19 protein-coding genes are annotated in these 25,393 nt (G+C 64.2%); 13 read left to right on the top strand and 6 right to left on the bottom strand.

Annotated elements, in window-relative coordinates:
- The first annotated feature begins 86 nt into the window (after nt 1–86).
- From QME24_RS07110 to QME24_RS07170, 13 genes are all read left to right on the top strand, one after another.
- Complete coding sequence (locus QME24_RS07110; RefSeq protein WP_009684185.1) at nt 87–1,151, top strand: AI-2E family transporter; 1,065 nt, start codon at nt 87–89, stop codon at nt 1,149–1,151.
- A 92-nt stretch (nt 1,152–1,243) separates the two neighbouring features.
- A complete protein-coding gene (locus tag QME24_RS07115; protein ID WP_054904903.1) occupies nt 1,244–2,266 on the top strand; it encodes an AraC family transcriptional regulator in 1,023 nt (340 codons plus the stop codon).
- Nucleotides 2,267–2,333: 67 nt separating this feature from the next.
- Nucleotides 2,334–6,833 (top strand): NEL-type E3 ubiquitin ligase domain-containing protein, encoded by a 4,500-nt coding sequence (locus tag QME24_RS07120; protein WP_280091367.1) that lies wholly within the window; start codon nt 2,334–2,336, stop codon nt 6,831–6,833.
- A 98-nt stretch (nt 6,834–6,931) separates the two neighbouring features.
- Entirely contained in the window at nt 6,932–11,425 is a 4,494-nt protein-coding gene (locus QME24_RS07125; protein ID WP_280091366.1) for an NEL-type E3 ubiquitin ligase domain-containing protein, read from the top strand.
- A 157-nt stretch (nt 11,426–11,582) separates the two neighbouring features.
- Nucleotides 11,583–13,229: an AMP-binding protein gene (locus QME24_RS07130; protein WP_280091365.1), complete on the top strand. Its 1,647-nt coding sequence runs from the start codon at nt 11,583–11,585 to the stop codon at nt 13,227–13,229.
- A 14-nt stretch (nt 13,230–13,243) separates the two neighbouring features.
- On the top strand, nt 13,244–14,011 hold the full coding sequence (locus QME24_RS07135; RefSeq protein WP_182364700.1) for an SDR family NAD(P)-dependent oxidoreductase: 768 nt from the start codon (nt 13,244–13,246) through the stop codon (nt 14,009–14,011).
- Between the two features lie 11 nt (nt 14,012–14,022).
- Nucleotides 14,023–15,216, top strand: a complete 1,194-nt coding sequence (locus QME24_RS07140) for an acetyl-CoA C-acyltransferase (protein WP_009684177.1) — start codon at nt 14,023–14,025, stop codon at nt 15,214–15,216.
- 8 nt (nt 15,217–15,224) lie between these two features.
- On the top strand, nt 15,225–16,352 hold the full coding sequence (locus tag QME24_RS07145; protein ID WP_054904898.1) for an acyl-CoA dehydrogenase: 1,128 nt from the start codon (nt 15,225–15,227) through the stop codon (nt 16,350–16,352).
- A 13-nt stretch (nt 16,353–16,365) separates the two neighbouring features.
- On the top strand, nt 16,366–17,139 hold the full coding sequence (locus tag QME24_RS07150) for an enoyl-CoA hydratase (protein ID WP_054911760.1): 774 nt from the start codon (nt 16,366–16,368) through the stop codon (nt 17,137–17,139).
- A 282-nt stretch (nt 17,140–17,421) separates the two neighbouring features.
- Nucleotides 17,422–17,826 (top strand): TraR/DksA family transcriptional regulator, encoded by a 405-nt coding sequence (locus QME24_RS07155; RefSeq protein WP_003250099.1) that lies wholly within the window; start codon nt 17,422–17,424, stop codon nt 17,824–17,826.
- A gap of 177 nt (nt 17,827–18,003) precedes the next feature.
- Complete coding sequence (locus tag QME24_RS07160) at nt 18,004–18,198, top strand: hypothetical protein (RefSeq protein WP_280091364.1); 195 nt, start codon at nt 18,004–18,006, stop codon at nt 18,196–18,198.
- A gap of 336 nt (nt 18,199–18,534) precedes the next feature.
- Nucleotides 18,535–19,005, top strand: a complete 471-nt coding sequence (locus QME24_RS07165) for a hypothetical protein (protein ID WP_033744322.1) — start codon at nt 18,535–18,537, stop codon at nt 19,003–19,005.
- The gene (locus QME24_RS07170) at nt 19,002–19,214 is read left to right on the top strand and encodes a hypothetical protein (protein ID WP_029885263.1); all 213 of its coding nucleotides are present in this window, start codon (nt 19,002–19,004) and stop codon (nt 19,212–19,214) included. The genes QME24_RS07165 and QME24_RS07170 overlap by 4 nt, the downstream gene beginning before the upstream one ends.
- Before the next feature lie 12 nt (nt 19,215–19,226).
- Here QME24_RS07170 and QME24_RS07175 read toward each other — a convergent pair whose 3' ends face one another.
- From QME24_RS07175 to QME24_RS07200, 6 genes are read right to left on the bottom strand one after another with little or no spacing between them, the layout of a single operon-like run.
- Entirely contained in the window at nt 19,227–19,592 is a 366-nt protein-coding gene (locus tag QME24_RS07175; RefSeq protein ID WP_009684171.1) for a Na+/H+ antiporter subunit G, read from the bottom strand.
- Entirely contained in the window at nt 19,589–19,867 is a 279-nt protein-coding gene (locus QME24_RS07180) for a K+/H+ antiporter subunit F (RefSeq protein WP_009684170.1), read from the bottom strand. The genes QME24_RS07175 and QME24_RS07180 overlap by 4 nt, the downstream gene beginning before the upstream one ends.
- Complete coding sequence (locus tag QME24_RS07185; protein ID WP_009684169.1) at nt 19,864–20,352, bottom strand: Na+/H+ antiporter subunit E; 489 nt, start codon at nt 20,350–20,352, stop codon at nt 19,864–19,866. Before QME24_RS07185 ends, QME24_RS07180 begins: the two co-directional genes overlap by 4 nt.
- The gene (locus QME24_RS07190; RefSeq protein ID WP_054904893.1) at nt 20,349–22,028 is read right to left on the bottom strand and encodes a monovalent cation/H+ antiporter subunit D; all 1,680 of its coding nucleotides are present in this window, start codon (nt 22,026–22,028) and stop codon (nt 20,349–20,351) included. The genes QME24_RS07185 and QME24_RS07190 overlap by 4 nt, the downstream gene beginning before the upstream one ends.
- Nucleotides 22,025–22,369 (bottom strand): Na+/H+ antiporter subunit C, encoded by a 345-nt coding sequence (locus QME24_RS07195; protein WP_003250128.1) that lies wholly within the window; start codon nt 22,367–22,369, stop codon nt 22,025–22,027. Before QME24_RS07195 ends, QME24_RS07190 begins: the two co-directional genes overlap by 4 nt.
- Complete coding sequence (locus QME24_RS07200) at nt 22,369–25,284, bottom strand: monovalent cation/H+ antiporter subunit A (protein ID WP_154211276.1); 2,916 nt, start codon at nt 25,282–25,284, stop codon at nt 22,369–22,371. Before QME24_RS07200 ends, QME24_RS07195 begins: the two co-directional genes overlap by 1 nt.
- Nucleotides 25,285–25,393 lie beyond the last annotated feature (109 nt).

Raw genomic sequence — 25,393 nt, forward strand, 5'->3', positions numbered from 1 at the left:
ATGTTTTGATATATATCAACGGATGTAGCGGCACTTTTGGCCAAGCGGCGCGAACTAATATCGCATACGCCATTCGAGGACCTGCAATGAATGAAACTGCCCTACAGAACAAAGCCCTCGCGGTACTCCTGGCGCTGGTGACCATCGCTTTCGTGTGGATCCTGCTGCCGTACTACGGCGCGATATTCTGGGCGGTTGTGCTGGCTATCCTGTTTGCCCCGCTGCAGCGCAACCTGGTGATGCGTTTTGGTCGCCGGCGCAACCTGGCAGCGATCACCACGACCATGATCTGCCTGCTGGTGGCGGTGCTGCCGGTGATCATCACCAGCCTGCTGCTGGTGCAGGAAGGCGCGACCCTGTACCAACGGATCGAAAGCGGGCAGCTGGACATTGCCGGTTACGTCGAACGGGGCAAGGACATGCTGCCGGCGTTCGCGCAAAACGGGCTGGACCACCTGGGCGTGGGCAACCTCGATGGTTTGCGCGACAAGATCACCAAGTGGGCGACCCAGGGCAGCCAGGTGCTGGCCAGCCAGGCCTTCAGCTTTGGCCAAGGTACGTTCGAGTTCCTGATCGGCTTTGGCATCATGATGTACCTGCTGTTCTTCTTCCTGCGTGAAGGCGCCGATGTGGCCCGCCGTGTGCGCCTGGCAGTGCCGCTGCCCGAGCACCAGAAACGCCGCTTGCAACTGAAGTTCAACCGGGTGGTGCGGGCCACGGTCAAGGGCAACGTGCTGGTGGCCGTGACCCAAGGTGCGTTGGGTGGCTTCATCTTCTGGGTGCTGGATATTCCCAGTGCCCTGGTCTGGGGGGTGCTGATGGCGTTGCTGTCGCTGCTGCCGGCGGTGGGCGCGGGCATTGTCTGGGCACCCGTGGCCGTCTACTTCCTGCTGACCGGGGCGATATTGCCGGGCATCATCCTGACCGCGTTCGGGGTGCTGGTGATCGGCCTGGTGGATAACCTGCTCCGGCCGATTCTGGTAGGCAAGGACACGCGCATGCCGGACTACCTGATCCTGGTATCCACATTGGGTGGGTTGACGGTGTTCGGGCTCAACGGCTTCGTTATCGGGCCGTTGATCGCGGCGCTGTTCATGTCCAGCTGGGCGATCTTCGCCGAGGCCAAGCCACAGGTGCAATTGCCGCAGTGACGGCCGGCCATGGCAGTTGCGCGGTGTGACCAAGGGCTGGTGTTTTCGCGCCAGCGGCCTAAGATGGCCGGTGACTGGGCCCGGAACAACCGATGAGCACGAAAGATACGATCTCCATGCAACTGGTGCGTGAGGCGCTGATGCAGACCTGCCCAGCGGGCGAAGCCAATGCCGCCCTGCTGGCGCGTGCCGGCATCGATGCCAGTTGCCTCGAGCTGCCCGAGGCGCGCGTTGCCGCGCAATCCTATGCGCGCCTGTGGCGCTTGCTGGCCCGGCGCTGCAATGACGAGTTCTTTGCCATGGACCCTCGCGGGCTGCGCACTGGCAGCCTGGCGTTCATGTGCCGTGCGAGCATGGCTCAGCCAACCCTGGGGCAAGGCCTGGAAACGGCCCTGGGCTTTCTGGCACTGATGCTCGAAGACCTGCAGCCGTGCCTGGTGCGCCAACCGGGCCTGGCCGAGATCGTTATCAACGAACCGCGCGCGGAGCCGCGCCGTGCCTTCACCTACTTCACCTTCTGGATGATCGTGCATGGCGTGGCCTGCTGGCTGGCCGGGCGGCGCATCCCCATCCTGGCGATCGACCTGCGCTGCGCCGAGCCACCGTTCTGTGATGATTACCGGGTGATGTTTTCCGAAAGCCTGCAGTTCGGCCGCCCGCGTACGCGCATGATCATCCCCGCCGATTGCCTTGGCCTGGCGGTGCGGCGCAGCGAGCAGGAATTGCAGCGTTTTCTCGCCGAAGCGCCCGCCAACATCCTGGTGCGTTACCGTGACCCGTCCAGCCTGGCGCGGCGCATTCGTACCGATCTGCTGCGCCAGGCACCTGCACAATGGCCAGCGCTGGAGCACTTGGCGCAAACGCTGTGCCTGTCTGCTTCTACGCTGCGCAGGCGCCTGGCTGAAGAGGGGCAGACCTACCAGGGGCTCAAGGACAGTGTGCGGCGCGAGCTTGCCACCACCTGGCTGGTCGGCGCCGAGCCAGCCATGGGCGAGATCGCCGAACGGCTGGGTTTTGCCGATGCCAGTTCGTTCTACAAGGCCTTTCGCAAGTGGTTCGGCTGCAACCCGGGGCAATACCGCGCGGTGGTCCAGGCTCGCCACGCTGGCAACTGATTCCGTCTGCTGCACACAGCGCCAATGCGTCAGCGTCGGGGGTTTCCAGCCAAAGGAGCACCCCTTCATGCCACAGGCACCCCTGCACCCCAAGCTCGAACGCGCGACGGATGATTTCATCAGCCAGATACTGCCTGATTGGTTGAGGCGGGCCAGCGCCTCACAAATCATGGCGCTGCGCGATGCCTATAGCGCCTACCTCACAAGCCAGGCTGAAATGTCGGCTGTACTCCGGCAGTTGCAGCCGATCGATGCGTTTGCCCGCCGCTTGCTGACCCAGGGCCTTCACCGGGAGGGCGGCGCGCTGCTGGATCTTGACCGCTTGGAATGGCGCGAGCAGCGGCGCAGGTTCAAGGTCGAGCCAGGAAAATTGCCCACGGATGAGTCCTACTTCGTGAGGGTGCCGGCGTTGCAGAGGTTGATGCAAAACTTTGCCAGCGGCGAATCCTTTTATCTGGAGACGGCACTGGTATACCCCGCAGACCCCGCTACCGACGTGCCGGAACGTGTGGCCCTCGATGATGCGGCACGGATTGTAGAGGCCTGCCGCAGTACCGATGTGGGCGCACGCTACCAGGAACACCTGGCCCGGTTGTTCACCCCTGCCTTTGAGCAAACTCTGGCCACCAGCTTGCGCCGAACCCTGGCCTTGCAACTGGAGATAGCCGCCACACGCGGGCTTCTGCCGGCAGAGGATGTACAGATAGTGCGCGATATAGTGGCAGGCCGCAGAACTGCCCTTTCAAACGGCCGCACCGTGCGCTGCGGCCCGTTGCAGGTGCTGGGTTGCACGGTGCACGGGGCACTGGTGGTTGAGGTTGCCAACGGCAACCAGCGGTATGCCGGCAGTGTGCAACTGGTGCTGTCGGACGATGCCCACGCTGCCTTCCGGCACTTGGTTTCCTGGCGTGTGGTGAACTTCGAGCTGGTCGAGATGTTCAAGGATCCCGCTCGGTATGCGGCGCTGGTGGAACGCATTGCCTTGCATGAGCGGGCAGGATTCGTCGCCACCCTGGCCAAGCGGCTGGCCGATGAGGAACCTGATCTGGAGCCGACCTTCGCCAACCTGCCGCAGGGTCAGTTCGAAGGCCTGGCGGTACAGCAGTTGCAACGGATTCGCGAGGATGCACGGTTCCTGGCGGTGCCCACCGCTGATGCCGATTCCAGCCAGACGCTGGCACGTGAGCACGCGTTGGCGTCGGCAGGGCTGGCACTGCTCAACCTGGCGGGGTTGTTCGTGCCGACGGTTGGCGCATTGCTGCTTGCCGACATGGTCGTGCAGACCTTGTCGGAGGTTTACGAAGGGGCCAGGCACTGGAGCCTGGGCCATCAGCATGAGGCTATCGAGCATTTGCTGGGGGTGGCGGAGAACCTGGCGGTAACGGCGGCGGTTGCCGGCGGCGCCACGGTGGTGGCGCGTGGCTTCGTGCGCAGTACTTTTGTCGATGGCCTGGAGCCCGTCACCAACGATGCAGGGCAGCAACGGCTTTGGTCTAACGACCTGACGCGTTACCAGAGCGCGCGGCCGAGCGGAACGCTGCGCGAACTGGACAATGGCCTGCTGAGCGATGGGGTTCGGCACTGGTGGTACCACGACGGTAGCTACTGGCGGGTACGGGCGCAGGGTGAGCATGGCCCTTGGCGCTTGCAGGACGTCACCGATGACAAGGCCTTCGGCCCTGCCCTGGAGTGGAACGCTGAAGCCTCCTGGCAACTGGCCGGCGAACGGCCGCTGGAATGGCAAGGGGCCCAAGGGCTGCTGCAGCGCCTGTGGCCTGCATCATCATCATTGGGCTCGGCGCGGGTTGCGCAGGTGCTCAGGGTTGCCGACGTATCCGAGGAGTATTTGCGCGGTTTGCTGGTGGAGAAGCGACCGATGCCGGTCGCGTTACGTGACACGTTGGAGCGCTTTGCTGCAGGTGAAAGAATCGAGCGTTTCTTCGCCCAGGTGGGCAGTGCGGACGGTCAGCTGTGGCAATGGTGCCTGGACGCCCTTGGGCTGCAAGCGCTGCCGCGGGATGAGCAGGTGGTGCAGGTTACCCGGCATGCGGCCAGCCTGCGCCCCCGGCTGCTGGACTACCTGGGCGGCCGCTATCTGGAGGCAGACGCCCAGGCCTGGCTCATACGCCGCGATTTTCCGGGCTTGCCAGCGGCCTACGTGTTGGAGGTTCTGCGGCATATCTCGACCGAGCAGCGGGTCATCCTGCGCACCCAGGCGCGCCTGCCGTTGGCGGTGGCGCAGCAGGCCCGCGAGCTGTTGCAGGTGGCCAGGCTGACGCGCATGCGTGAAGGGCTGTTTCTGGCTGGCAGCCACCACCCCGGCCTGGACGAGTTGGTGTTCTGCCTGTTGCGCGAGCACGCCAAGTGGCCGGCAACAGCGCAGGTGGAACTGCGTGAGGGGTCGCTTGCGGGGCGTAGGCTGGCGCAGCTGCCTGAGCCGGAACAAACCGCCGCCAACGTGGTGATGGTCCGGCAGGAGGGCCACTACCGCCTGTATGACGTGACCGGTACCGAGCTACAGGCCAGCGCGCAGCGGCCGCTTGAATTCTACGAAGCGCTGCTGGCCTGCCTGCCCACGGCAGACAGGCAACGCCTGGGTTGGCAGGGCGACCAAGCGTACAGTGCACTGCGCCTGGCCCTGCAACGGTGGCTACCGCAGGGGCGTGCTGCGCTGTTGAAATTACTGGGTGCCAGTGACGTTGGCGTGCCGCCGAACCCTGTTCGGCGCCTGCCCGATGGCCGGGTCGGCTACGTGCTCAGCGGCAGGGGCGCAGCGGGTAACTTCAGCCAGCGCGTGTTGCGTACCCGCATTCGAAGCCTCTATCCAGGTTTCAATGAAGAGGAAGTGGAGACCTTTCTGGAGCTGCTGCTGGAGCGGCCAGGTTCGGCGTTCTGCAATCTGTTGCTGCAGGAACAACAGTACCGCAGGTTCAGCGACGCGTTGACACGGTGGGTGGAGGGTACCCGCAACAGTGCCAGCCAGGCGGCGCGGCTGTCTGCTGCAGGCGAACTGCGACGCAGCTGGCGCCTGATCGGCGAGCGGATCGTCGACCAGCACGGCGTGTCCCAGGGCATGCGCCTGAGCCTGACGGGCGTACCCTTGCGCAGCCTGCCGGAGCTGCCGGCGGGCACCGATTTCAACCATCTTGCTGAACTGATACTCAGCGACCTGGCCGTGGAGCATGTGCCGGCCAGCTTCCTGCGCTGTTTCACCCAACTGCGCTGGTTGAACATGAGTGGCAATCGCCTGAGCGAGGTGCCCGCCGACCTCAGGCACCTGTCGCACCTGACCAACCTCAGCCTGGCTGGCAACCAGATCCGCATGACGGCGGCGGGTGTTGCAACCCTCGGCAGCCTGACGCGCCTGCGTGTCCTCGATCTGAATCACAACCCCCTGGGCGCCATTGCGCTGCAGTTGGACACCTTGGGGCGCCTGCGCGAGCTGCACATGCGCGGCGCCAACTTGCAGACGGTACCTGCGCAGTTGCACCGCTGCCGGTTGCTGGAGCTCGCGGATTTGCGCGACAACCATATCGGTGCACTGCCAGAGCCGCTGCTGGAGGCGCCTGAGGGGTTGCGGCGGGCGGTGCAGTTATCGGGTAACCCGCTGTCGAATGCCGTCAGGCAGCGCATGCTTGCCGCAGGTGCAGTGGAGGCTGCCGTTGACGAGCCTTTGCTGGCCATCGCCACCGCACGCGAGCGTTGGCTGGCGTTGGTCGCGGCGCCGCAGCGGGGTTTCAGTGAGGCCCGGTGGGATGGCGTTCAGCGTGAAGAAGGCAGCGATGCATTCTTCCGGTTGCTGACGGAGCTGACCGACACGCGCGATTATCAGGTCATTCCCGATGACCTGGGGCGGCGTGTGTGGCGCATGCTGGAGGCGATGCAGAGCGACACGGTGTTGCGCGAAGAACTGTTCAACCTGGCTGCCGACCCGCGAACCTGTGCCGACAGCGTCGCGAGCTGTTTCAGTGCCTTGGAAGTGCGCTTGTATCTGCGCCAGTCATTGCAACAGGTGGAACCCGTGGCCGCACGGATCACCCGCTTGCGTGTGGCCAGGCAGCTGTTTCGTCTGGAACAGGTGGAGCGCCTGGCCCGAGAGGATGTGAAGGCGCGCCTGGCGCAAGGGCAGCATGTCGATGAAGTCGAGGTCAGCCTGGCGTATCGCACCGGCCTGGCTGAGGAGCTGGACCTGCCAGGGCAGCCGAGAACGATGCAGTTCGAGACCATCGCCGCCGTCAGCCGGCAGCAACTGGCTGCAGCGGCTGCAACGGTGCGTGAAGCGGAGGCTACCGAGCAGTTGCCCCGCTTCATCGCGCAACGTGATTTCTGGCAGGAGTACCTGCGGCGCGAACAACCAGCAGCGTTCAATGCCGTGGAAGCGCCTTTCTGGGGCCGCATGGAGGGGCTGGGCGCGGAGGCGGCCAATGAAGGCGCCTACCTGCGCGATTTCGACAGGCTGGCGGAAGAGCGCAAGGCGGCGATCGAGGCGTTGCTGTTGCGTTTGACCCGCGAGGCGATGGACCTGCCCACGGGGTCAGGCAGCAGGACTGAGCGCGCTTCGGGGTGACTGCCGGGCGTTGGCGGCAGGCGATCGTTTCCTGCTGCCATCGCCGCTGGCGAAGGCGGCACAGTCGGGGGTCATGATCCCCGTCAAGGAACACTGACATGCCCTCGCAACCTGTACAACCCTGGCTCCAACACCCGGTAGAGCGCTTCATTGCCAACCGCTTGCCTGCCTGGCTAAGCAAGGCCAGCCCTGTTGGCCTTGCTGCGCTGCAGTCTGCACTGGATGCGCACCTTGCCAGCCAGCGCACACTCAGCAGTGTTACCGAACACCTGCAGCCACTGATGGCGTTTGCCGAGGCGCGCCTGAACGGCGCCCTGGGCCTTGGTGTACCGCTTGATCGGCTGACCTGGCGTGAAGAGCGCCGGCGCCTGCGTGTGGACCTTGGCGGCATCCGCCAGTTCGAATCGTACTTCGTCAGGGTGCCCGCGCTGGAAAAGCTGTTACAGAACTTCAAGCCCAGGGAGTCGTTCTTCGAGCAGACCGCGCTGGTACGGCCGCCCATTGCGCCCGAGCGTGAAGAACAAGCCCTGCCTGCAACTATCGACGCGGTCGTGGCCGCCTGCCGGGAAGCCGATGTCGGCAAGGCCTACCAGGGGCATCTGGCCGCGATCATGAACGCGGCCTTTGAACGCGACCTGGCCTTGGACAAGCGCCTGGAACTGGCGCTGGCTACAGAAATTGCCACCCTCAAGGGGCAGCTCAAGATCAATGAAGTGCGGATGCTGCGCCAACTGGGTCGTGGCGACACCCCGACGAACCCCGGCAGCCATTATGTTCGGGTGGGCGGGCTGCAGGTGCTGGGTTGCCGGGTGGACGGCGCCTTGGTCATCGAATTGCTCGACTCGTGGTCGATTGCCGTCGGTGGGACAGGGAGGTTGCTGCTGCTCAAGGGGGTGCTGTTGTACCTGCCAGATGATCAGGCTCGGCCACTGCAGTACTACCCTGATTGGCCCACTGCCAACCGCGCATTGGTCGCGGTAATGGCTGCTCCCCATTACCGCAGCGCGTTTGCACGGCGGATTGCGCTCAGCGAGCGTGCCGGCTACCAGGCGTTGCTCGCCACACGCCTGCAAGACGACGAGCCTGATCTGCAACCGCGCAGGCTCTCGACGTCGACGCCCATCTTCGAGCAGATGGCCGCCTGGCACATTCAGCGCATCAAGGCCGATGCCCAATACCTGGCGGTGCCCACCGAACAGGCCGATAGCGATGCTGCGGCTGAGCGGTTGCGTGCCCTGGAGGGTGTCGGCGAGGTGTTGCTCAACCTGGCCGGGTTGTTCGTGCCGGTGGTTGGCACGCTGTTGATGGCCGACATGGCAAGGCAACTGCTGGGGCAGGTGTTCGAAGGTTTCAGTGACTGGAGCCAGGGCCATCAGCACGAAGCCTTGCAGCACATGATGCAGGTGGCCACCTCGCTGGCGGTCAACGGCGTTGTGCTTGGCGGGGCCTATGCCTTGCACAGCGCCTTTGTCGGGCAACTGCACCCGGTGACCAATGAGGCGGGCCAGGCACGCTTGTGGCACGATGACCTGGCCCCTTACCGCCAGGCGCTGCCAGCAGCGCCATTGACCACGCTGGAGAACGGTCTGTTGACCGATGGCAGCGGCCATTGGTGGCGTTGCGATGAGGCATTGTACAGCGTGCGCGAGGATCGCAACGGTACCTGGCGGTTGTTGCACCGGGAGGGTCCCGATGTTTACGGGCCAGCCTTGCAAACCAATGGCGAGCGCGCCTGGCGCCTGGTGACTGAACGGCCATTGGAATGGCAGGGCACTGCACGTCTGCTGGCGCGATTGTGGCCGGCCGCACAGTCACTTGCCCCAGAGCGATTGACGCAGATACTGAAAGTGGCCGATGTCGACGAGGCTTTTCTGCGCGGTTTGCTGGTTGAGGAGCGGCCCCTTCCGGTTCAGCTGCGCGACACCCTCGAGCGGTTTGCGGTGGAGGCCAGGATTGTAACGTTTTTCCAGCAGCTCGATACCACCGTGAACGATACCGAGCTGTTGCAGTGGTGCGTGCATGAGCTGGATATCGAGGCGGATACGCTGCCTGCCCAGCTCGCGCAGATCGCGTTGCATGCGCAGAGCCTGCGCGAAGGGATGTTCGAGTACTTCTCGTGTTGCCACCTCGGTGCAGACAATTTGCAGAGCCTGCTGACGCGCGACTATCCCGGCTTGCCGCACGCCTACACGCTCGACGTGCTGAGCCACGCCAGCGATGCCATGCGGGCGCAGATGGAAAGCACCGGCCGGCTCCCCCTGGGCTTGGCGCAACAGGCCCGTGCCTCGTTGCAACTGGCCCGCCTGACAAGGGCGCGCGAGGTGTTCTACCTGCGCTGCAGCTATCACCCCGATGCGGTCGCGCTGGCGTTTGCCCTGCTGCGTCGGCAGGGGTTTGCGCAAAGCATGTTCAACCTGGAGTTGCGGGACCGGTCAGTGTTCGGCCCTTTGCAGGAACGGTTGCTTCCCCAGGCGGGCAGCCAGCAGACGCTGGTCATGGTCTGGCGCGACGGGGCCTTCACCCTGTATGACGAACAGGGCCTGCCTGCCGAACGGGAGGTGGCAGAACCCGCTGGGCTGTTCGAGGTCCTGGCGGCGTGCCTGCCGAGCGCGTCTCGCCAGCGCCTGGGTACCACGGGTGGGGCTGCTGCCGACAGCTTGCGCCTGGCCCTGCAAGGCGCGATACCCGAGCGTTCCTCGGACCTGCTGAAGCTGCTTGGGTGGCGTGAAGCGCGGGCGCTGGGCACCTCGATGCGACGCTTGCCTGACGGGCGCCTGGGTTACCTGCTCGGCGGCGGCGCCAGCAGGCTACCTTCCGCATCGTCGATCGAGCAGATGTTGCGCAACCGCCTGCGTGGGCTTTACCCGTCGTTCAGTGATGACGATGTCGAGCGTTACCTGGGGATCATGGCAGAGATCGACGGCTCGCCCTTCGACAGCCTGTTGCTGCAGGAACAGGAATTCCGGCGCCTGAACGAAGAGCTGCAGCGCTGGGTGTTCCGCGTCATGGGCCCGGCCCGGCATGCGCGCCGGCGGTTGGCCTCTGCATTGCTCCGCGGCTGGCGGCTGGAAGGTGAGCGGGTGTTCGATGCGCAAAACAACCCGGTCGGCCTGCGGCTGCACGTGGCTGACATGGCGGTAGGGGAGTTGCCGACGTTGCCGCAGGGCAGCAGCTTTGGCCATGTGGCGGAACTGACACTGGCAGGTTTGCACGTTCCTGCGCTGCCCCCTGGTTTCCTGGGCTGCTTCCGGCACCTGCGCACGCTCGACCTGAGCGACAATGCCCTGCGTGAGCTACCCGAGGGCCTTGAAGAGATGCCCGAGCTGAACCAGCTGATACTGCGCAACAACCGCATCCGCCCCAGCGCGGGGCAAGTGGCTGCGTTGTTGCGCTGCGTCAATTTGCGCCGGCTGGACCTGAACGACAACCCGCTGGGCGCTCTACAGTTGGATGTATCGGGGCTGCACCGGCTGCAGCGGCTGCGCTTGCGGCGTACCGGGCTGACCAGCATGCCTTCAGGCCTGCAATGGTGTGCGCGCCTGGAGTATGCCGATCTGCGCGACAACCAGATTGCCGAGCTGCCCCAGGCATTGCTCGACGCCCCGGCCGCGGTGAGGCAGGTCGTGGACGTGGAAGGCAACGCGCTGCCCACTGCGTTGCGCGAGCAACTCTATGCACCTGAAATCGTGCCCGTCCCGCTCATGCTTGGCGAAGGTGCACAAGAGCAGGCCATGCACGCATGGCTGGGCACGCGCGCAGAGGCTGACCAGGCCCTAGGCCGCGAGCTGTGGCAGGCCTTGCGCAGTGAACCTGGCAGTGATGCATTCTTCGAACTGCTGGTGGGGATGACCCAGAGTGCCGAGTTCCGCCTTGCGCCTGAACAACTGGGCGCCAGGGTGTGGCCCCTGGTCGAGGCGCTGTCGGTGGACCGCGACCTGCGCGAAGCCTTGTTCGCGCTGGCCGACGAACCACGTGCGTGCGCCGACAATCTCGCCAATTGCTTCAGCAACCTGGAGGTCCGGTACCAGGTACTGCACGCCACCCAGGGCGGTGAGCCTGTGGCTACCCGTGATGCGCGGCTGGTGCTGGCACGGCGCCTGTACCGCCTTGACACCGTACTGGCAGTGGCCAGGGCGGACATCAACAGCCGCTACGCGGATGGCCGTTGGCAGCGCGGCGATCATGCCGAAGAGGAAGTCGAGGTCAGCCTGGCCTACCGCACAGGGCTGGCTGAACGCTTGAACCTGATCGGCCAGCCACGGTACATGCTGTTCGGTGCGTTGGCCGTGGTCTCTGAAACCGACCTGGAGCGTGCCTGCAATGCAGTGCTGGCAGGGGAGGCGAGTGAAGACATCACGCGCTACATCAGCCAGCGGGACTTCTGGATTGAGGTGTTGCGCGCCGAACACCCACAGGACTTCGCCCTGATCCAGCAGCAATTCGAGCAGGCCATGGAGGCGCTGGAAGAGCGTATGCAGCAGTTGGGCAGTGGTGCCTACGACGCCCAGGCCCGAACACTGATGCGCGACCGCCAGGAGGCGCTGGAAGCCTTGGCCCTGCGCTTGACCCGGGAACGCCTGAACAGGGCTTGACCCGCCGCAGGGTAGCGCGCGAGCGCATTGCACGGCCTGCGCACGGCCAAACCGGTCACCCAGATTGACAGCTTTGGCCATTGCCGCGGGTGACGCGCGGCGCGAACATCGTCGGACCGATGGTTAACTCCAAAAACAACAAACCAGGAGTCCGACGATGCGTGATTACGCCGAGGCTGTCCGCCTGTTCGAGCTTGGCAACACCGTAGCTGGGGCACTGCACGGCAACCTCGAAACCCTTAACGCCTGTGTCGAGTGCTGTGACCGCCACCTAGGCCATGGCAAGGTGGCACTGCTGCATGTCGATCGCGATGGCCACACTGCCCGCTACAGCTTCGAGCAATTGCACATGCTGGCCGCCCGGTTCGCCAATGTGCTCAAGGCGCAAGGCGTGCAGGCGGGCGACAGGGTGGCGGGGCTGTTGCCACGCACCCCCGAGTTGCTGGTCAGCATCCTGGCCACCTGGCGCATCGGGGCGGTGTACCAGCCCTTGTTCACCGCCTTCGGGCCCAAGGCCATCGAGCACCGTCTTGAACAGTCCCGCGCCCGTGTCGTTGTCACAGACAGCGTCAACCGGGGCAAGCTGGACGATGTACACGCCTGCCCGACGGTCATCACGGTGAACGCCCGCAGTGGCGAACTGGATTTCCAGCAGTGCCTGGCCGGCGCCGCGCCTGAATGCGAGCCCGTGATGCGCTCGGGCGACGACCCGTTCCTGCTGATGTTCACGTCCGGTACCACCGGCCCGGCCAAGCCGCTGGAAGTACCGTTGCGTGCCATCGTCGCCTTCCAGGGCTACATGCGCGATGCCATCGACCTGCGCCGCGAAGACAACTTCTGGAACCTGGCCGACCCCGGCTGGGCCTATGGCTTGTACTACGCCGTCACCGGGCCGCTGTCCCTGGGGCATGCCACCACCTTCTACGATGGCCCGTTCAGTGTCGAAAGCTGTGTGCGGGTGATCGAAACGCTGGGCATCACCAACCTGGCCGGGTCGCCCACCGCTTACCGTTTGCTGATCGCGGCCGGCGATGCCTTCGCGGCACCGGTCAAAGGCCGCCTGCGCGTTGTCAGCAGTGCCGGTGAGCCGTTGAACCCGGAAGTGATTCGCTGGTTTGCCGACGAACTGGGGGTGACCATCCACGACCACTACGGGCAGACCGAACTGGGCATGGTGCTGTGCAACCATCATGGCCTGCAGCACCCGGTGCACCCGGGCTCGGCCGGCTTCGCCACCCCGGGCCATCGGATCGTGGTGCTGGACGAGCAGGGGCGCGAGCTGCCGGCCGGCGAGCCAGGCATTCTCGCGGTCGACCGCGAGCGGTCGCCGCTATGCTGGTTCGCTGGCTACCAGGGTTTGCCGACCAAGGCCTTCGTCGGCAAGTACTACCTGAGCGGCGATACCGTCGAGTTGAACCGCAACGGCAGCATCAGCTTCGTCGGGCGTAGTGACGATGTGATCACCACCTCTGGTTACCGTGTTGGCCCTTTCGACGTGGAAAGCGCGTTGATCGAACACCCGGCAGTGATCGAGGCTGCGGTGATCGGCAAGCCGGATCCGGAGCGCACCGAGTTGATCAAGGCGTTCGTGGTGTTGGCCAGCGGCTATCACGGCACCCCCGAACTTGAAGAGGCATTGCGTCAGCATGTGCGTCAGCGCCTGTACGCGCACGCCTACCCCCGCGAAATCGAATTTGTCAGCGACCTGCCCAAGACCCCGAGCGGCAAGCTGCAACGCTTCATCCTGCGTAACCAGGAAGTCGCCAAACAACAAGCGCCGCAGGCCACCCCTGCCAGCGCCTGAAAGGAAAACCGACCATGCAAATAGCGAACAAACACTTCATAGTCAGCGGCGCGGCATCCGGGCTGGGCGCTGCCACTGCGCAGATGCTGGTGGAGGCGGGTGCGAAGGTCATGCTGGTTGACCTCAATGCCCAGGCCGTTGAGGCCAAGGCGCGTGAACTGGGCGAGCATGCCCGCTTCGCGGTGGCTGACATCAGCGACGAGCAGGCTGCCCAGGCAGCAGTCGATGCAACCGTCAGTGCGTTCGGTAGCCTCCACGGGCTGATCAACTGCGCCGGTATCGTAGGCGCCGAGAAAGTGCTGGGCAAACAGGGGCCGCATGGCCTGGCCAGCTTCGCCAAGGTGATCAACGTCAACCTGGTCGGCAGCTTCAACCTGCTGCGCCTGGCTGCCGCCGCCATGGCTGAAGGCGTTGCCGGCGAGGATGGCGAGCGTGGCGTGATCATCAACACCGCCTCCATCGCGGCGTATGATGGCCAGATCGGCCAGGCGGCCTATGCCGCGTCCAAGGGCGCCATAGCCAGCCTGACCTTGCCGGTAGCCCGCGAACTGGCCCGCTTCGGTATCCGTGTGATGACGATCGCCCCGGGCATCTTCGAAACACCGATGATGGCCGGCATGAGCGAAGACGTACGCGCTTCCCTCGCCGCTGGGGTGCCGTTCCCGCCACGCCTGGGCCGCCCGCAGGAATATGCCGCGCTGGCGCGGCACATCATCGAGAACAGCATGCTCAACGGTGAGGTGATCCGCCTCGACGGTGCGTTGCGCATGGCTGCCAAATAAGGAGGATGACCATGACCCTCAGCAATGACCCGATTGTGATCGTCAGCGCCGTGCGCACGCCCATGGGCGGCCTGCAAGGCGACCTCAAGAGCCTGACCGCGCCGCAACTGGGCAGTGCCGCCATCCGTGGCGCAGTCGAGCGCGCCGGTATCGATGCCGCCAGTGTCGAGCAGGTGCTGTTCGGCTGCGTCCTGCCGGCCGGCCAGGGCCAGGCCCCAGCGCGTCAGGCGGCGCTGGGTGCCGGGTTGGACAAGCACACCACCTGCACCACCCTGAACAAGATGTGCGGTTCGGGCATGCAGGCCGCGATCATGGCCCATGACCTGCTGCTGGCCGGCACCGCCGAGGTGGTGGTGGCCGGTGGCATGGAAAGCATGACCAACGCCCCCTACCTGCTGGACAAGGCCCGCGGTGGTTACCGCATGGGCCATGGCAAGATCATCGACCACATGTTCATGGATGGCCTGGAAGATGCCTACGACAAGGGCCGCCTGATGGGCACCTTTGCTGAAGACTGTGCCCAGGCCAACGGCTTCAGCCGCGAGGCCCAGGACCAGTTTGCCATCGCCTCCCTGACCCGCGCCCAGGACGCGATCAAGCGTGGCCGTTTTGCCGCCGAGATCATTCCGGTGGAGGTCACCGAGGGTAAGCAAACGCGCGTCATCAAGGACGACGAACAGCCGCCGAAGGCGCGGCTGGACAAGATTGCGCAGCTCAAGCCGGCCTTCCGTGAAGGCGGTACGGTGACCGCGGCCAACGCCAGTTCGATCTCCGATGGGGCTGCGGCGCTGGTGCTGATGCGCCGCTCCCAAGCCGACAAGCGGGGGCTCAAGCCTTTGGCGGTGATTCACGGGCATTCGGCCTTCGCCGATACCCCGGCCTTGTTCCCCACTGCGCCCATCGGTGCTATCGACAAGCTGCTTGTGCGCACGGGCTGGAAACTGGCCGAGGTCGACCTGTTCGAGGTCAACGAAGCCTTCGCCGTAGTCACCCTAGCGGCCATGAAACACCTCGACCTGCCCCATGACAAGGTCAACATCCACGGTGGCGCCTGTGCCCTCGGCCACCCGATCGGGGCATCCGGGGCACGCATCCTGGTGACCTTGCTGTCGGCCCTGCGCCAGAACAACCTGCGCCGGGGTATAGCGGCCATCTGCATCGGTGGTGGCGAAGCCACGGCCATGGCGGTCGAATGCCTGTACTGAGGTGAACCATGCTGGTAACTGACGAGCAACAACAGATTTGCGACGCGGTCCGTGCTTTCGCCCAGGAGCGCCTCAAGCCGTTTGCAGAACAGTGGGACAAGGCGCACCGCTTCCCCAGGGAGGCGATCGACGAAATGGCCGAGCTGGGCCTGTTCGGCATGCTGGTGCCGGAAGCCTGGGGTGGCAGCGACACCGGCTACGTGGCCTATGCCATGGCCCTGGAGGAGATTGCTGCAGGTGATGGCGCATGCTCGACCATCATGAGCGTACACAACTCAGTGGGCTGCGTGCCGATCCTGCACTTTGGCAGCGAGCAGCAGAAAGCGCAGTTCCTGGCGCCGCTGGCCAGCGGCGCGATGCTCGGTGCTTTCGCCCTGACCGAACCCCAGGCGGGTTCTGACGCCAGCAGCCTGAAGACCCGCGCCCGTCTGGATGGCGACCATTACGTGCTCAATGGCAGTAAGCAATTCATCACTTCCGGCCAGAACGCCGGGGTAGTGATCGTGTTTGCCGTAACCGACCCGGATGCCGGCAAGCGCGGCATCAGCGCCTTCATCGTGCCCACCGATTCACCCGGCTACCAGGTGGCACGGGTAGAGGACAAACTCGGCCAGCATGCTTCTGACACCTGCCAGATCGTCTTCGACAATGTGCGGGTGCCTGTGGCCAACCGGCTGGGTGCCGAGGGTGAGGGCTACAAGATCGCCCTGGCCAATCTTGAAGGTGGCCGTATCGGTATTGCTTCCCAGGCGGTGGGCATGGCCCGGGCCGCGTTTGAAGTGGCGCGTGACTACGCCAACGAGCGGCAAAGCTTCGGCAAGGCGTTGGTCGAGCACCAGGCGGTGGCGTTCCGCCTGGCTGATATGGCGACCCAGATCGCGGTGGCCCGGCAGATGGTGTTGCACGCCGCTGCGCTACGCGATGCCGGGCGCCCAGCCCTGGTGGAAGCATCAATGGCCAAGCTGTTTGCCTCGGAAATGGCCGAAAAGGTCTGTTCGCACGCCTTGCAGACCCTGGGCGGTTATGGCTATCTGAGCGACTTCCCCCTGGAGCGGATTTACCGCGACGTTCGGGTTTGCCAGATTTACGAAGGCACCAGCGACATTCAGCGCATGGTCATTGCGCGCAACCTATGAAGGAGCAGATTGCATGGCATTCGAAACCATCCTGTTGGATATCCACGGCAAGGTCGGCCTGATCACCCTCAACCGGCCGCAGGCGCTGAACGCGCTGAACGCGCAGATCGTCGGCGAAATCAACCAGGCCCTCGATCAGCTGGAGCGCGATGCCAATATCGGCTGTGTGGTGCTGACCGGCTCGGCGAAGGCGTTTGCCGCGGGTGCCGACATCAAGGAAATGGCCGAGCTGCAATACCCGCAGATCTACGTCGATGATCTGTTCAGCGATGCCGACCGCATCGCCAACCGCCGCAAACCGATCATTGCTGCGGTGTCCGGCTTTGCCCTGGGCGGCGGCTGTGAGCTGGCGATGATGTGCGATTTCATCCTCGCCGCCGACAATGCCAAATTCGGCCAACCGGAAATCAACCTTGGCGTACTGCCGGGCATGGGCGGCACGCAGCGCCTGACACGGGCGGTGGGCAAGGCCAAGGCGATGGAGCTGTGCCTGACCGGTCGCCTGATGGGCGCTGAAGAGGCGGAGCGGGCCGGGCTGGTGGCGCGGATCGTGCCGCAGGCCGAGCTGGTGGAGGAGGCACTGAAAGTTGCGGCGACCATCGCCAGCAAGTCGATTCCGGTGAGCATGATGGTGAAGGAAAGCGTCAACCGGGCGTTTGAAGTTACCCTCAGCGAGGGTGTGCGGTTTGAACGCCGTGTATTCCACGCGGCTTTCGCCACCGAGGACCAGAAAGAAGGCATGGCCGCTTTCATTGCCAAGCGTGAGGCACAGTTCAACGACCGTTGATTGAAGTGTGTGACCAACTGTTCGCGCCTGGGCGGCTCCGACCCGCTCGGCGCGCAACCCATCTGGGCGCTGGCCCCAGCTGCCAGCTCGACACCGACCAGCGGATTCTGGTGCCGGAAAGCAAATTCGCAGCCTTTTGCAGTTGCTCCACGCGACGTGGCGCCTTAGACTGCCGCCCCCTGTAAAAGAGTGCCGATTGGCGCTTGAAGAATTCCGTTGCCGATGCCGAGGCGTCGGCGGCACCTGAATCGCCCAAATGCACATTTTTTCATAGAGAAATCGATGACCAAGGAACAGTTGCTGGCCATGTCGGCCGATGACTACATGAACGCCGACCAGCTCGCCTTCTTCACTGAGCTGCTGCAGGCGATGAAAGTCGAAACCCATGAACGCATCGAGCTCAGCCGCACCACCATCGAAGGCCTGGACACGCCGTCGGACCCAGCCGACGTGGCTTCGGTCGAAGAAGAGCGCAGCTGGCTGGTGAATGCCATCGACCGCGACCAGCGCCTGCTGCCTCAGCTGGAAATGGCCCTGGACCGTATTGCCGACGAAAGCTTCGGCTGGTGCGACGACAGTGGTGAGCCCATCGGCCTGAAGCGTCTGCTGATCAGCCCGACCACCAAATACTGCATCGAAGCCCAAGAGCGCCACGAGCAGCTCGACCGCCACCAGCGCCAGGTGTAACCCCTCGCGCGGTGCCGAGCCCCACGGAGCGATCCCTGGGGCTTTTTGCGTTTGTTGTCGCCCCGTTTTTGTTGCTGCAGGCGTAACACAGCTGTACCGGGCGGCGCTGTTTCACCCTTGGGCGCAGGCGTATCATGGCTATATCGTTAGGGTGCTACTTGAATTCCGGAGGGAATGATGCTTAGCCGAGTCGATGTGGCCGTGATGATCGGTTCAAGTGTGCCCGCCACAATGCAGGCACTGGGCAGGCGTGTCTGCTGGGTGGTGCTGGTCAACGGTGAGCGGCGCGGTACCGCTTTTGCCACGCGCGAGGAAGCGTTGGAGTGCCAGGCTGCCTGGCAGCAACAACTGAAGAAAGGGCTCGCCGCCTGAAAATGTTGTTTGCCTCTCGACGGGTTTCAGTGTTTTCGGGCATATTTGTCCTACAGTAATGCGCACCAGGGTTTGCCTTCTTGCAGGCTCACGCCTTGGCCGTGTTTTCTGGCGAGTGATCTCAGGCATCACGTTTCCCGTGCCGGGAATGGGCCAAACGCCTTCGGTTGAAGGCGAATCTGGCAAACCAGAGTAAAGTTTCCTGCGCGCTGCATCGTCGGCGGGCACAGACATTTCGTATATCGCTTTATTACTCTTTTCGCCTATCGATAAGACAGGGCCGTGCCTCCCCGAGCTTGGGTGAGGGCGGGTTGTAACCGGTTGAGGATTACTTCATTGGCAGTCAGCACACTTGATACCCATGCGTTGTTCGCACTCGGCGACTTGCGCGGTAAATTGGCCCAACTGTTCCAGGGCCGCTTCATTTATGTAACCGAACAGAATCCCGAAGGCCTGTACATGGCCGAAATCGACACAGAAAGTGCGTTGGTGGTAGACGATAAACAGCGCCTGGAACTGAAAGTTGGCGATCATTTCCGCGCTGCCGTATTGCCCAGCCGCGAAGGCGGCAAGTTGGAAATGCGCTTCCGGGAAATCAAGTTGAATGTCTATGGCGTGGGTGATTACGCTTTCGTTTCCGTGCCGGAAGGCGAGGGCATCGTGTTTCGCGAAGGCCAAGGGGTCATGTTGGTATTCGCCGCGCAGCAGCAGATACAGGAAGGCCTGGGCAAGTTGCTGAAAGCGGTAACCGGCAAAGTTGCCAAATGGCGCAAGGGCGAGCTGACCACCTTCAAGGCCAGTGAATGACTGCAACTGATGATGCGCCCGCCAGCCGGGCGGAGTTTCATCGGCAGCATCATGCGGCTGCCGTAGCCGAGGCGCAGCGTATGCTGGCCCGGCGCGATGCATTGCAAGGTGCCTGGTTGAACTGGGTGGCGGCAGAGCTGTACAGGCTCGGCCCGCCACCTTACGCCGCCATGGTGCGCCGCGAGTTGCAGCGCCTGAGCCAGGTGTGAGGCGGCAGACCTTCAGTTGCCACTGTCGCAGCCGCTGCTGACCTCTTCAGGCACTGGCTCTTTCGCCACCCGCTTGCGGAACAGCGCTGCCCGTGCGAGCAGCAACGTGGTCACCGGCACAGTGATCGACAGCAGAATGGGGATCAGCCAGGCGTGCAGCACCGCCGCGTCCTTCAACCACGAAAAATAGATGATCGAGGCCAGTGCCACGCACCAGGCGCCGATGGTCGAGGCCAGTGCCGGTGGGTGCATGCGCTGGAAGTAGTCTTTCAGGCGCACCAGGCCCACTGCACCTACCAGGGCGAACAGGCTGCCGGTGATCAGCAGCACCGCCGTGATCAGTTCGAGCCAGAATGGCAGTACCAAGGTTTCAGTCATTCGATCACCTCACCGCGCAGCAGGAACTTGGCCAGGGCAAACGAGCCGACGAAGCCGAACAGCGCAATCAACAGGGCACCTTCGAAGTAGGTGTCACTGGCATAACGGATACCCAGCACCAGCATGGTCAGCATGGCCAGGATATACAGGTAGTCCAGCGCCAGGACCCGGTCCTGGGCAGACGGGCCACGGAACAGCCTGAACAGCGCCAGGGCCATGGCCAGGGCGAAAATGAACAGGCTGGCGAGGACAGCGTTGGCGAGCAGGCCTGTCATTGGAAAATCTCCATCAGTGGGCGTTCATACGTGTCCTTGAAGTGCTGGACGAAGGCCGCTTCATCGTCCAGGTCGAACACATGCAGCAGCAATACGCTGCGGTCCAGAGCCAGTTCTGACCAGACTGTGCCAGGCACCACCGTGGTAATCATCGCCAGTGCCGCCAGGCCGTGCGGGTCGCGCAGGGCCAGCGGTATATGCACGAACGCCGAACGTGGCGGCTGCTTGCCGGCCCGCAGCACGCCGCGGGCAACCAGCAGGTTGGACATGATGACATCGACGCCGACCCGGCCGATAAGCCGGGCGACGACCAGCGGCCGCTTGACGTGTGCGTGTTGCGGCCGCAAGGGGGCCATCAGCAGTGGCGCCAGTACGCCAAGGGCGGCGCCCAGCAGCAGGTTACCGGGGCTGACCGAGAGGTTGAGCAGCAGCCACAGGCCGAACAGCGAGACCGAGAGGAGCGGGGCGGGGAACATGCGGCTCATGGCAGCACCTCGGCGCTGGGCGAAGTCGGGCCAGGGATCGGCCGGGCGGCCATTACGGCATCGATATAGGCATCTGGCGCCTGCAGGCTGGCGGCCGTGTCCTGGGTGTAGCGCAGCAATGGCTCGGCCTTGAGGCTGAGGAAGATGCACAGGCCGAGCAGAATGACGATCGGCAGGCATTCGAACCGGCGCAGTACGGGTGACGGGCGCTCTTCGGGCTTCCAGAAGCGTTGGATGCCAACCCGGCCGAAGGCGATCAGCGAGGCCATGCCCGAGAGTATCAGCAACGCTACCAGCCCCCAGCCGGGGGCACTCAGGGGCTGCTCGACGGGGCCGCCCAGGCCGTTTGGGTTGAACAAGGCGCTGATCAGGTTGAGCTTGCCGACGAAGCCCGAGAGGGGCGGCATGCCGATGATCAGCAAGGCGCAGGCGATGAAACTCAGGCCCAGGAAAGCCATGGTCCAAGGGATGATCTGGCCGATCACCGCCTTCTGCTCGTCATCGAGGTTGATACCTTTGGGGGGGTGCAGGGACTCCAGCGGGGGCGGCATCAGATCTTCTTCTTCGTCCAGCGGTGCCTCATTGGCCGAGCGCGAGCGTTCGACCAGCTCGGCGAGCAGGAACAGGGCGCACAGTGCCAGGGTCGAGTTGACCAGATAGAACAGTGCCGCACCGGTCAGCGCGGGCTGGGCAAAGCCGACCGCGCCGAGCAGGGTGCCGGCCGAAACCAGGATGCTCAGCGCTGCCATGCGTTCCAGGCGCTGTGCTGCGAGAATGCACACTGCGGCCACCGCCAGGGTCACCAGGCCACCGTACACCAGCCATTGGCCGCCGAAATGGGCCGAAGCGCCGGCCTGGCCGGAGAACAGCAGCGTCCACAGGCGCAACACGGCGTACAGGCCGACCTTGGTCATGATGGCGAACAGCGCAGCCACCGGCGCACTGGCCGATGCATAGGCCGGTACCAACCAGAAGTTGAGCGGCCAGATGCCGGCCTTGACCAGGAAGGCCATGGCCAGGATGGCTGCACCGGCGTGCAGCAGGCCACGGTCAGCTTCTGGCACCAGGGGAATCTTCAGGGCCAGGTCAGCCATGTTCAGGGTGCCGGTCACGCCGTACAGCATCGCCGCGCCAATCAGGAAGAGCGACGAGGCAAACAGGTTGATGGCGATGTAGTGCAGGCCGGCACGCACGCGCGCGCGCCCCGAACCATGCAGCAACAGGCCGTAGGAAGCGGCCAGCAGCACTTCGAAGAACACGAACAGGTTGAACAGATCGGCTGTGAGGAACGCGCCGTACAGGCCCATCAGCTGGATCTGGAACAGTGCGTGAAAGCTGGCCCCGGCACCGTCCCAGCGGGCGCGGGCAAACAACAGGGCACTGAAGCCGATGACCCCGGTCAGGGTCAGCAGCAGCGCAGACAAGTGGTCCAGCACCAGCACGATACCGAATGGCGCTGGCCAGTTACCCGGCAGGTACACGCCGATCGATTGTGCCTGACCCTGGGTGCGTACCCACAGCAGCAGGCTGACGGCTATGGCCAGGCCGGTGAGGGTCGACAGCAGGTTCAGACGGGCTTTGATGCGGCGGTGTTTTTCGCCCAGCAGCAGCATCATGGCCGCCGTGACCAGCGGTAGCAGGATGGGCGCGACGATCAGTTGACTCATGTCGCTCATTCGTCACGCTCCCGGCCATCGACGTGGTCGGTCCCGGTCAGGCCCCGCGAGGCCAGCAGCACCACCAGGAACAGCGCGGTCATGGCAAAGCTGATCACGATGGCGGTCAGCACCAGGGCTTGCGGCAGCGGGTCGGTGTAATGCAGCAAGTCTTGGGTCACGCCGTCCTTGATGATCGGCTCTTTGCCGATGAACAGGCTGCCCATGCTGAAGATGAACAGGTTGACGCCGTACGACAGCAGGCACAGGCCCATGATGACCTGGTAGGTACGCGGGCGCAGGATCAGCCATACGCCCGAGGCGGCCAGCACTCCGATGGCGACTGCAATGACTTCTTCCATCAGGCGGCTCCTGCTTGGTTGGTTTTTGCCGGGTTACCCGGGCGGTAGGCACGCACCGACTGGTGCGCCAGCGCAGTGAGGATCAACAGGGTCGAACCGACCACCACGGTGTACACGCCGACATCGAAGAACAGTGCACTGGCCACGTGCACGTCGCCCAGCAAGGGCAAGTGCAGGTGGGCGGTATGGGTGGTCAGGAACGGGTAGCCGAGCAGCATGGCGCCGCCCCCGGTGAGGGTTGCGCAAAGCAGGCCGGTGCCCATCCAGCGCAGCGGCCGCAGGCTCATCTGCGCCTCGACCCATTGGGTGCCCGCCACCATGTACTGCAGGATGAACGCCACCGACATTACCAAGCCAGCGACAAAACCGCCCCCTGGCTGGTTGTGCCCGCGCATGAACAGGTACATCGAGACCAGCAGGGCGATAGGTAGCAGCAGGCGCACCAGCACCGCTGGCACCATCATGAAGCCCAGTGCGGTATCGGTGGCATGCCGCGGGTTGATCAGGTCGGTGACCACGTCAGGCGCGAGCTGGCGCTGCTGGGCCGGCAACTGCATGCTCTCCTTGGGTGGGCGGAAGCGTCGCAGCAGGGCGAACACGGTCAGCGCCACGGCCACCAGCACGGTGATTTCACCGAGAGTGTCGAAACCGCGGAAGTCGACCAGCATGACGTTGACCACATTGGTGCCACCGCCCTGCGGCAGTGCGCGGCTGAGGTAGAACGAGGAAATGTCATTGGGTGTCGGCCGCGTCAGCATGGCATACGACAACAAGGCCATGCCGCCACCAACCAGTACCGCCAGCAGCAGGTCGCGCAAGCGGCGTATGCGCGCACGCTCCAGGCTGCCGGGCGATGGCGAGACGCCTTCGATACGCCGAGGCAACCAGCGCAAGCCGAGCAGGATAAGCACGGTGGTGACGACTTCCACCACCAGCTGGGTCAGGGCCAGGTCGGGTGCGGAGAACCAGACGAAGGTGATGCAGGTCATCAGGCCGCAGACGCTGACCATGGTCAGGGCTGCCAGGCGATGGTACTTGGCCTGGTAGGCAGCGCCGACGGCGCAGGCGATTGCGATCAGCCACAGCGCGACGAATACCCCGGACCCGGGAATTTTCGGCCGCTCGCCCCAGCTCAGGCCGCTGTAGAGCATGGGCGTGAGCCCGGCCAGGAATGCGGCGACCACCAGCATGAACAGCTGCGACTGCAAACGCCGGCTGGTGAGCAGGCGCTCGATGCGCCGGGCAAGCAACATCAACTGCACCTGGCCGTATTCGAACAGGCGCTTGCCGTTGAACCGCTCGATCACCGGCGGGGAAGGGAAGCGCCCCCGGCGCAGTTGCTTGCGCAACATGATGTACAAGACGATACCGCCGCTCATGGCGAGCAGGCTCATGATCAGCGGCGCATTCCAGCCATGCCAGATCGCCAGGCTGTATTCCGGCAGGGTGCCGCCGACCACCGGCAATGCCGCGGCAGCCAGCAGCGGCCCGACCGACTGTGCGGGGAAAATACCCACGACCAGGCAGGTGAGTACCAGCAACTCTACCGGTGCACGCATCCAGCGCGGCGGTTCATGCGGGGTGTGCGGCAGGTCCTGGGCCGTAGGGCCGAAGAACACATCGACGGTAAAGCGCAGCGCATACGCCACGCTGAACGTGCCGGCGAGGGTGGCGACTACCGGCAGGGCGGCTTCGACCCAGGCGGTGGAGCTGATGAATACCGTTTCAGCGAAGAACATTTCCTTCGACAGGAAGCCGTTCATCAAGGGCACGCCAGCCATCGAGGCACTGGCCACCATGGCCAGGGTGGCGGTGTACGGCACCAGGCGGATCAGGCCACTGAGGCGGCGGATGTCGCGGGTGCCGCTTTCGTGGTCGATGATGCCGGCGGCCATGAACAGCGAGGCTTTGAAGGTGGCATGGTTGAGGATGTGGAACACCGCGGCGACCGCGGCCAGGGGGCTGTTCAGGCCGAGCAGCAGGGTAATCAGGCCGAGATGGCTGATGGTCGAGTAGGCCAGAAGGCCCTTCAGGTCATTCTGGAACATGGCGGCGAAGGCGCCGAGCAACAGCGTGATGGCGCCGGCGCCGCCGACGATCCAGAACCACTCCTCGCTGCCGGAGAGCACTGGCCACAGGCGGGCCAGCAGGAATACCCCGGCCTTGACCATGGTTGCGGAGTGCAGGTAGGCCGATACCGGCGTTGGCGCAGCCATGGCGTGGGGCAGCCAGAACTGGAAGGGGAACTGTGCGCTCTTGCTCAGGGCGCCGATCAGGATGAGGGGCAGTAGCACTGGATACAGCGCGTGCTGGCGGATGGTGTCGCCGGCAGCCAGGACCTTGTCCAGGTCGTAGCTGCCGACCACATGGCCGAGCAGCAGCGCCCCCACCAGCAGGCACAGGCCGCCTGCGCCCGTTACCATCAGTGCCATGTAGGCGCCGCGGCGGGCGTCTGCCCGGTGGTGCCAGTAGCCGATAAGCAGGAAAGAGAACAGGCTGGTGAGCTCCCAGAAGAACACCAGCTGGATCAGGTTGCCGGAGATCACCAGGCCCAGCATGGCGCCCATGAACGCCAGGAAAAAGGCGAAGAAGCGCGGCACCGGGTCTTGGGGTGACATGTAGTAGCGCGCGTACAGCGACACCAGCGTGCCGATGCCCAGCACCAGCAGCGAGAACAGCCAGGCGAAGCCGTCCATGCGCAGCACCAGGTTCAGGCCCAGGCTGGGCAGCCACAGGAACTCTTCGCGAATCACGCCCCCGTGGGCGACCTGAGGGTAAAGCAGTGCTACCTGGACGGTACCGACCAGGGCTACGAGCCCGGCAAGGATGGACTCGGCGTTTCGTGCGTTGTGCGGCAGCACGGCTGCCAGGCAACTGCCCACGAACGGCAGAAGCAATAGCACTATTAAAGACATAGCGGCCTATTCTGGAGAAGTTTGCAAGGATCATACGTGCCGGGGGGGGTGATCACCAACACGCAAGCTGTCGCAGAATCCTACAAATAGACTGTGACAAGTGATTTTT

Origin of the sequence: Pseudomonas sp. PARCl1, from assembly GCF_947311875.1 — a bacterium.
GTDB classification, from domain to species: Bacteria; Pseudomonadota; Gammaproteobacteria; order Pseudomonadales; family Pseudomonadaceae; genus Aquipseudomonas; species Aquipseudomonas juntendi.